9 protein-coding genes and 2 pseudogenes are annotated in these 12,646 nt (G+C 55.4%); 6 read left to right on the forward strand and 5 right to left on the reverse strand.

The annotated features are described in order from the left end of the window. Positions 1-511, forward strand: a pseudogene (locus GE027_RS21675) (hypothetical protein); the annotation flags it as partial. 76 nt (positions 512-587) lie between these two features. Here GE027_RS21675 and GE027_RS21680 read toward each other — a convergent pair. Genes GE027_RS21680 through GE027_RS21700 form a run of 5 tightly spaced genes read right to left on the reverse strand, consistent with a single transcriptional unit; the run spans position 588 to position 7,312 of the window. Further along, on the reverse strand, positions 588-1,169 hold the full coding sequence (locus GE027_RS21680) for a hypothetical protein (RefSeq protein ID WP_153559326.1): 582 nt from the start codon (positions 1,167-1,169) through the stop codon (positions 588-590). 47 nt (positions 1,170-1,216) lie between these two features. Continuing rightward, a complete protein-coding gene (locus GE027_RS21685; RefSeq protein WP_153559327.1) occupies positions 1,217-3,175 on the reverse strand; it encodes an RHS repeat-associated core domain-containing protein in 1,959 nt (652 codons plus the stop codon). Continuing rightward, positions 3,176-3,949, reverse strand: a complete 774-nt coding sequence (locus GE027_RS21690) for a hypothetical protein (protein ID WP_153559328.1) — start codon at positions 3,947-3,949, stop codon at positions 3,176-3,178. It lies immediately after the preceding gene. 11 nt (positions 3,950-3,960) lie between these two features. Next, positions 3,961-6,594, reverse strand: coding sequence for an RHS repeat protein (locus GE027_RS21695; protein ID WP_153559329.1), 2,634 nt, complete (start codon positions 6,592-6,594; stop codon positions 3,961-3,963). Positions 6,595-6,601: 7 nt separating this feature from the next. Beyond that, positions 6,602-7,312 carry a hypothetical protein gene (locus GE027_RS21700; RefSeq protein WP_153559330.1) on the reverse strand — a complete coding sequence of 237 codons (711 nt, stop codon included), beginning with the start codon at positions 7,310-7,312 and terminating at the stop codon, positions 6,602-6,604. A 563-nt stretch (positions 7,313-7,875) separates the two neighbouring features. Between GE027_RS21700 and GE027_RS21705 the strand changes: the two genes are divergently transcribed. The 5 genes and pseudogenes from GE027_RS21705 to GE027_RS21725 all read left to right on the forward strand — a co-directional run. Further along, a complete protein-coding gene (locus GE027_RS21705) occupies positions 7,876-8,895 on the forward strand; it encodes a DNA-methyltransferase (protein WP_153559331.1) in 1,020 nt (339 codons plus the stop codon). Then, entirely contained in the window at positions 8,892-10,115 is a 1,224-nt protein-coding gene (locus GE027_RS21710; protein WP_153559332.1) for a DEAD/DEAH box helicase, read from the forward strand. The genes GE027_RS21705 and GE027_RS21710 overlap by 4 nt, the downstream gene beginning before the upstream one ends. A 31-nt stretch (positions 10,116-10,146) precedes the next feature. Beyond that, positions 10,147-10,911: a hypothetical protein gene (locus tag GE027_RS21715; RefSeq protein ID WP_153559333.1), complete on the forward strand. Its 765-nt coding sequence runs from the start codon at positions 10,147-10,149 to the stop codon at positions 10,909-10,911. Further along, entirely contained in the window at positions 10,908-12,416 is a 1,509-nt protein-coding gene (locus GE027_RS21720) for an ATP-binding protein (RefSeq protein WP_153559334.1), read from the forward strand. Before GE027_RS21715 ends, GE027_RS21720 begins: the two co-directional genes overlap by 4 nt. Next, positions 12,413-12,646, forward strand: a pseudogene (locus GE027_RS21725) (hypothetical protein); the annotation flags it as partial. The gene GE027_RS21720 and the pseudogene GE027_RS21725, both read left to right, overlap by 4 nt.

The raw sequence follows: 12,646 nt of genomic DNA on the forward strand, positions 1-12,646 counted from the left end.
TGGGCAGCGAATCAGAATCACTCGTGTCGTGGATTTTTACCACGCTGCTGAACGCCTTACGACCATCGCCGACGCGTTGAAACTTGGTGCCGACAAGGGGAAACGAAAGAAGTGGTTGGAGCATGTGAGGTGGTTACTACTGCAGCCCGGTGGTCATGGAAGGATGCTTCGCAGCATTGCCAAGATGCGTGAGCTTCATGGCTACAAGGCATCAGCGTGCGACGAAGCTGAAAAGGCGGAACGTTATCTTCGTCGCTACCGTCGCTTCATGGACTATGCAGCGATGAAATCACAAAACTACCCGATCGGCAGTGGTGTGGTGGAATCGGCTTGCAAGCAGATTGTCAGCGAACGGATGAAGTTGTCGGGGATGCGTTGGCACAAAGAGGGCGGCCAACGAACAATGACGCTGCGGTGCCTACTGCTGAGTAAAATCTGGGACATGGTCTACAGGAACTGGCTACAATCAAAACCGACTGTCAACGACCTTATAGAAACGCACGCCACGTGATTCTCGCCTTTCGCAGCGCATCAGGCGGATCGCACCCATTTAAACGAATGGCATACCGATATAATTCCCCATGCCTTTACTCTCCCGCTGGAGCATCTATATCTGTCCAGCTATCGTGGTACGTAACGGGGTTATGTTTTTCTGCAAACTTCTCCCAGGTGAGAAATGCCCCCTCAGGTAATTGGAACCGACCATCTATCCTGCCGCCATCGGCAACACGCATCCGTCCACTTCCCGCTGGAACAACCCAGCTTGCTCGACGATTTCCACCCATCCACTTGAGACGCATGTCACCAACAGAAAACTCCTGGAATGACTTGACAGGATAATGCTTTGATCGACTCATTTGTATTCGTTCAGGAATAGAAGGGCCGTATCTATCCTGCAACTGCAAGTATTCCGTCATTTGTCCGGAGCTGTCAAACGTCCATTCGTGCACGAATGCTCGGGCATTCCACAGCAAAGGGTCAGCGACGATGGAAACAAGCACTAATTCGGCACTACCTACTTTTTGTAAAAGAAGCACTGAATTGTGCTTCACGAGCAGTTTTTTTTCATCATTAGCCTGCTGTGCAGAAATCTTGGGAGCGAAAGCCACAGACTGACCAATAATCATTAGAACTAGCACCAAATTTGCCAAACGCGTTTGGTAATTCATCCTTCATCTCCTCATGAAATAAAAAAACATACGCCAAAACGGTCGGCCTAGACGACGTGAAGATCCCGCTCGATGAGAACCCATTGCCCCGGCGGCGAAACCTTAATCGCAAGACATCGTTCGGCTGGGGTAGGTGGATTGACAGCGCATGACCCGCACTCTTCAATGCTCACGTCTAGCTCTTCAGATGGCCACCCTGGAAGCCCGATTAGATTTAAGGGTGTGGATGTGGGTGGAAAGGCCCAAATCGGTCTAAAATTGTCTCCAATAGCTTCTTGCCGTTCCCTAAAGCAATCGTACTCGCAGTAAATATAACAATCAGCAGGATAGTCATTCACCCAAAGACCACTCGACTCCTCAGAAAGCTCACACACGATACGCGATCGCACCCATCTCGCCTCACCTCTTGGGTCCACCGCATCGACAGGAGCCGAAAGGACATACTGATACAAATTTATGCCGTCGCTATACCCAATCGGATCCGTAGAACAAAACCGTCCCAACTGTGGGCTGCACCAACGATTACGGAAGTAGTAGAGTGCGGCGCAGGGGGTCCATTCTCGATTGGTGTAGGTGTAGCGGGTGTCGTACGAACTGGTGGTCCTGACGGTGTAGTCTGCCGCGAAGAACGACAACTGACCGTAGGGATCGTATTCGTACCGCTCCGCGACGCTGCCGTCGCTATCGACGACGGCTACGGTGTTCCAGTTGGCGTCAGCGCAGTGGTACAGCCGCTCGTCGAGCATTCCGTCGGCACTGGTATCCCGATCCCGAACGATCAGATCGTCGATGTAACGCAGCCCCCACACGTGCTGCCGTTCAGGCGTCGTAGTGCTGCCCAGCCGTTCCTCAACGCACTGCCAGTCGTCAGTGAAGTAAAAGTGCCGGGTGTCCGAAAGCGTGCCACCGCTATACTGTTTGGCGACAACTCGGAAGTTGCGACCGTCGAATTCGTTCTCAAGCAACGTGTTCGAGGTCGAGTTGTCGACCAGCTTGGTCATCCGGTTCCAGGCATCATAGGTAGCGGTCATCGATGCACCGCTGCCCAAATCGGGCCGGGGAATACTGGTGCTATTGCCGTTCTTGTCGTAGGCGGGAGTGGTCCACGGCGTCCCGGAAAGGTTGTCGATGTCGGTGATCTCGTTGACGGTGTTCGCTGTCCGATCCTGAATCAAATCCCAGGTCCCATCGCCGTTGTCGTCTTGGCGATAGTGCGACCAGTTGCCGGTCGGATCAAGCGTCCAGCACTGCGCCAAGTCGAGCGTCTGGATCGCCGAATGAGCCGTGTTGAGCTGGCCCCGATCCGCCGACTGCAGGCGATGCAGCCCGTCATAACGGTACAGCCAGTCATGTTCGCGATTGGGATCCGAGGGGTTTTCTCGCCACGTGCGATTCCCAGCTCGGTCATAGCCGTACTGAATGCGTGCTAGGTCCGTCCCGGCGGAAACGTCACGCCATCTGACATCCTTGACCCGTCCGAAGCGGTCAAGACCGGCGTAGATGTCGCCGGTGTCCGGATCGGTCGAGAGCGATGGCGACACGAGCGTGTAACGAAGATCGGCTTCTGGGCTATCCTGCGTCACGAAGCCCCCAAGCCCCAGATACTCGTATTCGGCCAGGACCGTGGAATCGTCGTCGGTCAGCGTGGCGACGCGGTTCGAGAAATCGTCGATCGAACCGCTGCTGCCGTATCCATAAGCAACCGTACGGCCATCGGGATAGCTGATACCGGTCGGACGAAGCGTGTTGTTGCTGCCATTGGTGAATGACGCACCGACCGAGGGCGTCGTCGATGTGTTGACCGCTCCGCTGTGGGCTTGAAACGTCTGTGTCACTTGACCGAACCCATTGAACTGGCGCGTGACCTGATTGATCACGCTGCCGCTGCCGACCGTAGCGTTATTGTAACACGTCACGGCAGAGACGTTTCCGCGAATTTCGTACGATTGCTCCACGCGGCGGATCGAGCCGAAGATGGCGACGTCTTCCTCTAGTCGCCCCGCCAATCATCGTCCCTTCGCTCCGGTGCAAGCTGCAGAATGCTCGTCAAAGAGGCCTGACCCGTTTGATTGCTGACCCGTTTGATTGCTTGACTCAAGGATGACGCCACCCGGCCTTGAGCCAACACGTGTAATCTGGATTTTTTCAATGCTTTGAAGCGAGGTCAATTTCGGAAGAACAGCCGCTTTGCATTGGTCATCGATCCAAAACTCGAGGCTCTTTAAGCTTGACAGCGATTCGAATCCTCTCGCGAAATCGCGGTTAACGACTTCGCCGACCACGGAAAGCTTTTCCAGCTCTGTCAAATTTCTAAGAAAAGACCAATCCGATATCGCACAGTCCGTTGCGAAATCGATCTCGAGAACTCGAAGCATTGCAAGCTTCGCCATTGCAGATTCCGCGCTACGCTCGAAAATGCAATCCTCAATACGGAGTGTGTCAAGAGTTTTAATCTTACTGAGGTAGGAGAACAATTCAGCATTCACCGACGTCAGGCTCAAATGCACTTCAGCCAACTCTGATTCGCTGTGCCAGCGAGTCCATGGGGCTACCTGACTAACAACCAATTCGGGCGGGCCTGAGTAAAACAATGACCTAATCTTTCCGTTAGATTCTGAGCGATCAACGATCAACACCCCCAAGATTCTCGAGCCGTCATCATTAAAGATTTTTGTTGACGTCGACGTCAGTGGTTGCCCATGCGGTTGATCTGCCCTGCCGATATCCGTGATTTGCAACAGCAGGAACAATGCAAAGGCGGTTAGCAACTTGGTTTTCAAGATGACCTCAACTACTGACAACTCGAATAGTGATCGTGTGCTGCCTGGACCCACATCGTTCCACCAGGGGTTCGTGGAGTGTCTCGCCTGCGACGCTTGCATTCCCAAAGCCGATAGACGGAGCAGGTGCCTTCGCATTCACATGTGTTGCCCGCATTTGTCTTTTCGCAAGTTCCGAGATAACGCATAATTGCCTTCTTTCCAACTTCGCAGGGTACAGTCGTGTATCCTGGTTGCGAACGTTGTCCATCAACGCCAGCGGGTCGGCCGATGTTGTAGCCGGGATAAATGCGCCCGCTTCGATCCCACGTACACTTGCAGTCTTCGCTCCCATCCTGCGGATTTTGCCATTCTGGTAGCGGGAAGGTTTCCTCATAAGGAATTTCTTCGCCCCATGAAATTGGCCAATCAGGCTGTGGCGGATCGATTGGCCAATCTAACGGTGGCATCTCTCCGTTGCAGTAGTTGTTGCACCGCGCAGGGCTATGTCCTGCAGCAATGCAATAATCATAGCAACCAGAAGAGCCGAGCCAGTCAGGGTCAAAACCGTTGCGAGTTCCATCTACTGTTGTAGTGGTTCCAAATGGATCCAGAAGCGTGGGCGTAAAGTAGCTTTTATACAGGCCCATTCCATCCGCGTACCCAATCGGATCTCTGGAGCAAAACCGCCCCAACTGCGCATCGTACCAACGATTTCGGAAGTAGTAGCTCGCGGCTTCGGGAGTCCATTCCCGGTTGGTGTAGGTGTAGTGTGTGTCGTACGAACTGGTGGTTCTGGCGGTGTAGTCCGCCGTGAAGAACGACAGCAGGCCGTAGGGATCGTACTCGTAGCGCTCCGCGACGCTACCGCCGCTATCGACGACGGTCACGGTGTTCCAGTTGGCGTCAGAGCAGTGGTACAGCCGCTCGTCGAGTGTTCCGTCGGCATTGGTATCCCGATCCCGAACGACCAAGTCGTCGATGTAACGCAGCCCCCACACGTGCTGCCGCTCAGGCGTCGTGCCACTGCCCAGTCGTTCCTCGACGCACTGCCAGCTGTCGGTGAAGTAAAAGTGCCGGGTGTCCGACAGCGTGCCACCGCTGTACTGCTTGGCGACAACTCGGAAGTTGCGACCGTCGAATTCGTTCTCAAGCAACGTGTTCGAGGTCGAGTTGTCGACCAGCTTGGTCATCCGGTTCCAGGCATCGTAGGTGGCGGTCATCAATGCGCCGCTGCCTAAATCGGGCCGAGGAATACTGGTGCTGTTCCCGTTCTTGTCGTAGGCGGGAGTGGCCCACGGCGTGCCGGACAGGTTGTCGATGTCGATGATCTCGTTGACGGTATTCGCCGTCCGGTCCTGGATCAAATTCCAAGTCCCGTCCCCGTTGTCGTCTTGGCGATAGTGCGACCAGTTGCCGGTCGGATCAAGCGTCCAGCACTGCGCCAAGTCGAGCGTCTGAATCGCCGAATGAGCCGTGTTGAGCTGGCCCCGATCCGCCGATTGCAGGCGATGCAGCCCGTCATAGCGGTACAGCCAATCATGTTCACGGTTAGGATCCGAGGGGTTTTCTCGCCACGTGCGGTTGCTTGCGCGGTTATAGCCGTACTGAAGGCGTGCTAGGTCCGTCCCGGAAGAAACGTCCCGCCACCTGACATCGTTGACCCGTCCGAAGCGGTCAAGACCGGCGTAGATGTCGCCGGTGTCCGGATCGGTCGAGAGCGAAGGCGAGACAAGCGTATAGCGAAGATCGGCTTCTGGGCTATCCTGCGCCACGAAGCCTCCAAGCCCTAAATACTCGTAATCGGCCAGGACGGTAATATCGTCGTCGGTAAGCGTGGCAACTCGGTTCGACAAATCATCGATCGAACCGCTGCTGCCGTATCCATAAGCAATCGTGCGGCCATCGGGATAGCTGACACCGGTCGGACGTAGCGTGTTGTTACTGCCATCGGTAAAGGATGCGCCGACCGAGGGCGTCGTCGATGTGTTGACCGCTCCGCTGTGGGCTTGAAACGTCTGTGTCACTTGACCGAACCCATTGAACTGGCGCGTGACCTGATTGACCACGCTGCCGCTGCCGACCGTAGCATTATTGTAGCACGTCACGGCAGAGACTTTCCCGCGAACATCGTACGATTGCTCGATGCGGCGGATCGAGCCATCGACACCCGCGCCGAGCGTGGTCACGCGGTCCTGCGTCTGCCGCCCCAGGGTATCGTAGTCGAATTGCCGGATCGTTCCGTTCTGGTCGGTCAGGCTGGTGCGCTGACTCTGGCGGTTGTAGGTAAAGGTGACGCTATCGGAGGGACCGGTTGAATCCGGGTACAACTCGCGTCGCAGCAGCCGACTGGAAGCGATCGCAGAGTCTGCAAGAGTCGTTCCGTAGACGTACTCGGTCGTCTGGTTACCGGTAGTCGCATTGATAGCGGTCAGGGTCGCCAGCTCCCCATCGGCGGTGAAAGTGAACTGGGTCGTTTGATTCTGATCGACTGAATCCGCACAGCCGCCGCTGCTGGAACTGGACGAAGGAGTCGTGGTCACAAAGTTGTCAATGGTTTTGATAGTCCGTCCGGCCGCGTCGTAGAGCGTGCGAAGAACCTTGCCGGCAGGATCAACTTCGTCTTCCAGTTCTCCCGCATCGTTGTAGACGCTTTGCGAAACCAAGACCGTGTCACTGGAGGCGGGGACGGTACCCGAGAACCGCTGCGGCTTGGAACAAGAGGTTGCCCAATCGGCCCATCGGCTCGCAGGTAACAAACGGCAGCTTTTCTGCAAACTCGACTGCGTGTGACTTCCAAGGATCGTCCGCCGCGTGCGCCGATATAATGCTGTTGGTAGGCTTGGGCCGCGCGGAATCGTTCGCGTAGGCGATCAAGTCGTCGGTCCGAGTCATTTCAATCCCAGCTGATTTCAAGATCTCGCCGACCAGCAAGTCCTCAACGCCTTGCGGATGGTCGGCCAGCCCGACCGCGGCAACTTTTGCTGCTTTTCGTGACAGCAAGTACCCAGCGCCACCACTGCCGTAGCCGGACCCTTCGGTCCACTCGGCTCCCACATAATCGGCGCTCAACTGAGCGAGCCGGAGCAATCGGTCTGGACGCAGATAAGTGTCGTCGTCGCACTTGAAGACAAAATCACAGTCGGTTTGGGCTAGCGCCCATTCGAAGAGCCCTCGAGACTTCTGCGTAAGTGATTCGTAATCGTCAGGACATGGCAGCAGGAGGTTTAGTCCCTCCCGTCGCGGCCCGTCGTCAGCCCCGCCGAGCAAAAAGACGACATCCATATTCGCCCTGAGAGCATCGGCGACCCAAGCTTCCAAGCACCGTCGGCGTCGCTCAGGGTAGGCATGACACGCCAGTGCCCCGATCAGTATCTTGGTCACGGTACCTCCGCATGCAAGAACAAGTCGCCACTGAATGAGTTCATTGGATCAGCCCCCGACCACAAACCGAAGAAAAGTTGTTCAACGCAATTGTGTCGGCTCAGGGAGGCAGTTGCAACGCGCGCGACGGTCGCCCACATGTACATCTACGCTGCATGCGGTTCCTTACCAAAGCAAAGCTGCTCAACTTCGCCTCTAAAGTTGCCTTCGTGGCTGAGGCGGATCTCGGCCAACAGCTGGGCTCGTTCCCGAAGCCGAGGCGGTTGCGGCTCAACTATGTGTCCACACAACGGACGTTGCCGCCCTTTGCATCCACTTGCATCCACTCCGCCGACCGCTTACCATCCACCGGATGAGAGCTAGCCGCAGCGCGAACCGCATTACCGTTACGCTTGAGGATGGTCACAGGCAACAGCTGGAGGTGATTGCTCGCCAAAATGGGCTGAAGCTCGCCCAAGTGGTTCGTGTCGCTATTGCAGGTTTTTTGCGAGATCCGCATCGACACACGTCCGTCCTCGATTTTTCTACCGAAAGTACAGACCGACCCGAGGCGACAGGCAAGGATGGCAATCAGTAAGCTCGACAGAAAAAAACCAAGATATGAAACCAGCTGGGGCAAGTTATTTGTTGCCGACTCAAAGGAACTACTGGAGAGCAATCGACTTAATTGGTTCAAGGGCAGGGTGCAGCTCGCGTTTACGTCGCCTCCCTTTCCCCTGAACACGAAAAAAAAGTATGGCAATCTCAACGGCCAGGAATATATAGACTGGCTTGCATCTTACGCCCCCCTTTTGTCGGACCTGGTCGCCGACGATGGATCCATTGTCATAGAGATTGGCAACGGCTGGGAGCGTGGAAGCCCAACGATGTCGACCCTCCCGATTGAAGCGCTCTTGGAGTTTAAGAAAAGAGGCAATTTCCACTTGTGCCAAGAGTTCATCTGCTACAACCCGGCACGGCTTCCAAGCCCAGCCCAGTGGGTCACGGTAGAGCGATGCCGCGTGAAAGATTCTTACACGCGTGTCTGGTGGATGGCAAAAACCACGAAGCCAAAGGCCGACAACCGGAAGGTACTCACAGGCTATAGCGACAGCATGAAAAAGCTCCTTGAACGAGGAACTTATAATGCAGGCAACCGCCCCTCGCAGCACAACATCGGCGAGACTAGCTTTTGCACAAACAACGGCGGCGCTATCGCCCCCAATGTATTGCTTCCGGCGCTAGACGAACTTCTCCCAGACTTTCTCGCAAACCTTCCGGCGTTGCACGGCTTATTGCCGATCGCTAACACGGCATCCAATGATGCGTTTTCTCGCCACTGCCGCGAAAACAATCTAGCGCTCCATCCCGCCAAAATGCCGCCGCGACTCGTGGAGTTCTTTGTCCGTCTTCTCTCCGACCCGGGTGACTATGTGTTTGATCCGTTTGCGGGCAGCAACACGACCGGTTTTGTCGCTGAAAGCTTGAATCGGAAGTGGATTGCCTGCGAGAAAGACCTTAAATATGCGATCGCCTCTCGCTACCGATTCAACGACTCCGTGAAACAGCGAAAGTACACAAAGAGGGGTGCTGGCACGACGTGAAATACGACTTGAGGAAATGGCAAAAAGAGGCATTAGCCCTTTGGGCAGATGCCGGCTGTCGCGGGATTTTCAAAGTCGTCACCGGGGGCGGAAAAACCGTCTTTTCCCAGGCGTGTATCCAGTTTGCTCTGGAGAATTGGCCTGACCTTCGCGTCTTTATCGTCGTCCCTACTGTGTCGCTTGCTGACCAGTGGGCCGTCAGTTTGACTGAAGAGGGCGGTATCCCAAAAAGCGAAATAACCGTGTATCGCCGCAAGCAGAAGACTAGAACCCGCTTTGTGGTAATCGTCATCAACACCGCAAGGACGATTATGACGGACCTTGCCGATTCCGCGCGAGACAACATGTTGGTGGTCGACGAGTGTCACCGCGCCGGGAGCGACCAGAATGCGAAGGCGCTTGGCGGAGAGTTTGTTGCCACGGTTGGGCTTTCTGCGACCCCGGAGCGCCCTTATGACGACAACCTTGAGGATCGAATCGTCCCGCGTCTTGGTAAGGTTCTCTACGAGTACGGCTTGGCAGAGGCAAGAAAAGATGGAGTAATTTCCGAGTTCGATCTGGTCAATGTCAACGTCCCGTTAACACGCCCCGAGCAGACGGAGTACAGGCGCGTTTCGCAGCTGATTGGACACCGCTCTAAGCAGCTCTCCGGTTGCAGCCCAGCCGAGCGTCAGGCTGACGCTCGACTAAACTCTCTTTTACGTCGTCGGGCGTCGATCGCAAACAACGCTGCGATGCGGACCGCCACGACCATCCGGTTGATTGAGCAGCACCGCTCAAAGAAGTGCATCGTTTTTCACGAGTCCGTCACTGCAATAAATAAGATGCTCGCGATCGCCCAGGAGCGTGGCCACAGCGCGACCATATACCACACCGGAATCGACGGTGAGTATCGCAGGGAGAACCTGCGGCTTTTTCGCACGGGCGTTTTTGACGTTCTGTTCTCATGCAAGGCCCTGGATGAGGGAATGAATGTGCCGGAGGTGGAGATCGCGGTCATTGCGGCGGCCACCGCAACACAACGCCAGCGAATACAGCGGCTGGGTCGGGTACTTCGTCCCGCAAAACACAAGGACCGCGCAACGGTGTACACTCTGTATTCAACGGACGCAGAGGAAACGCGTCTGGTCGGGGAGGCGGCCAACTTGGCCGACATTGCGCGCGTGCGTTGGATTGGGGTCAGCACACAAGATGAACAGAGAAAAGATTCTCGCAAATAGTGAGTGGTTTTACCCAGTCTCCAGGGACGTCTTGCTGGAGGATGAGTTTGAGTCGCAGGTCCTGGCAAACGCTGGAGAAATCTTTCCTGGCTACCGCGCGATCCCGTTTAAGCAAACGGTCAACAGTCCTGAGTTCGGGACTGCCAAGCCCGACTTTCTCATTTTCGACCAAGGGTTTCGTTCTTGGTGGGTGATCGAGGTCGAGATGTCGCGGCACTCTTTGGCTGGACATGTTGAGCCCCAGGTCGCCGCGCTTTCTCATGCAACATTTACGGACCACCACATAGCCAAGGTCGGATCGTTCTACTCGGAGCAGGCGGAAGCTGAGCAAGTGTCTTCACTGATGCGCTCGGTGCAGGCCAATGTGTTGGTGGTCGTGAACGAACCGTGTGACCACTGGCGAGGACCGCTCCGCCAATATGATGCATCGCTGATTTCCGTTGTTCCCTATCAGTCGCGACAGGGGACCTTCATTTTCCGTCAGTTTGGCAGCTTGCCCGGCGACGGCACCTCTGTGCTTAGCACGATCCAGATACGCCGTGACATATCGCGAGCGATCATCGTCGACAACCGGTCCGCGCTGCCCTTCCAGCAGCAGCAAGAAATCGAGGTGCTCATTGACGACACTCCAACGCGCTGGCGGTGCCATTTCATGGCCAACACCCTCATGTTGTTCTGCCTCGGGGGCAGATTCCCGTTCAACTCTTCCGCAGGAAACTATGTCTTGGTTCGGCTGACAACCGGTGAGTATGCCATCGAGAAGTACAACCCAAGAATTGTAGGAAACAAATCATGACTCAAAAAATTGAACTTGAGGTCGGCCCCGACATTATTCGCTCATACAAGAGGCTCGGCTATCGCGCGTGGTATGCGCTCGCCGAGTTTCTCGACAACTCGACCCAATCCTTCTTTGATCATCGAGACGAGCTAAACAAAGCTGCTGCTGACGGCGTCGCCACCTGCGAGATCGCGGTCTCCTACGATAAAAAGCATAAGCTTCTCCGCATCCATGACACGGCCATGGGCATGTCCCGAAGTGAGCTCGCAAATGCCCTTAAACTTGGCAAGCCGCCAGCAAAGACTGATGGGCGTAGTGAATTTGGTCTTGGTTTAAAGACCGCTGCTTGCTGGTTTGGAGACGCGTGGAAGATTACAAGCAAACGTCTTGGCGAGGACTATGAGATTGAGGTAGAAGTTAATGTCGAGCGGGTTGCCGCAGGCAACCTGAATCTTAACCCGGTCGAGCGGCCGAAAGCGAAGGATCTGCACTACACAACGGTCGAGATAAGCAAAATGCACCGGCCGCTTCATCACCAAACAATCAAGTCGATGAAAACCTACCTCCAGTCCATGTACCGCGTCGACATACGCAATGGAACCCTGGTCATTACCTTTCAGGGCGGCGAGCCGCTTGCCTGGGACGATGAACTGAACTTTATCGTGGATCGCGAAGGGACCCCATACAAAAAGGACTTCGACGAAGCGATCGAGGGAAAACGCGTTCACGGGTGGATCGGTGTGCTCCAGGGAGGAGCACGGCGAAAGGCAGGCTTTGCCCAAATCCGGCGTGGTCGTGTCATTCAAGGCCAGCCGGAGGCGTGGCGGCCCGAGAACATCTTTGGCATCAACCGCAACAACCTGCTTAACCAGCGGTTGATTGGCGAGATCAATCTGGATGAGTTTGGGGTCAGCCACACAAAAGACGCCATTCTGTGGCACGGTGATGAAGAGTCGAAGGTTCAGGAGTTTCTTGCTACCACCTTCGGCGACTACATCGAGCAGGCGAATAAAACCTACAAGAGCCAGGGCGAAGCAGGCGGTCCCAAGTCCGCCGACGTCCAGGTTGCGATGAACGAGCTCAAGAATCGGCTTGAGTCGCCCGACTTCGTCGATGCTATCGAGCTAACGGAAATTCCATCTGAAGACGTCATCAAAGACTCAAACCAGCACGTCGTTGATGCAGTCTCGCCTGGCGATCCGGACCTGACTGTCAAGCTCGGTCCAAACGAGGTGAGAGTGTACCTTGCTCATGACCTCAGTCCTCAAGATCCGTATTTCGCAAGCGACACGGCCGGTGACGTGATTGTGTCAATTAACTGCAACCACGTCCATTGGCAGCGCATAGACGGCGCTGATTCGGTTTTGCGATACTTGCTCGAATGTGTCTATGACGCTGTAGCTGAGTGGAAGTGCTCAAAAAAGTCGGGAGCGATTTCACACGATACGATTAAGTGGATCAAAGACGGCTTACTCCGACTAGACATCGGCTCGGTCGAAGAAGATGGTGACCCTGAATCATGAGACTGAGAACGATTGCGGAGCGAATCCTCGACAACGGATTTTACGCGTCTCCGGGAGTGATCGGCCGAGCCCTTTCGGAAACACGCGGGCTTGGCCGCCGGAAGCTCGCTAAGGACATTCCACTGTGCAGTAGCGTATTTCGTCAGCAACAGTTTGACCGCATCACTGAATTGCGACGCGGGTACGAATCCTTGTGCGAGCCGATAGTCAGTGTCGATACGAAGAAAAAG

Source organism: Roseimaritima sediminicola (genome assembly GCF_009618275.1).
Classification (GTDB): Bacteria; Planctomycetota; Planctomycetia; order Pirellulales; family Pirellulaceae; genus Roseimaritima; species Roseimaritima sediminicola.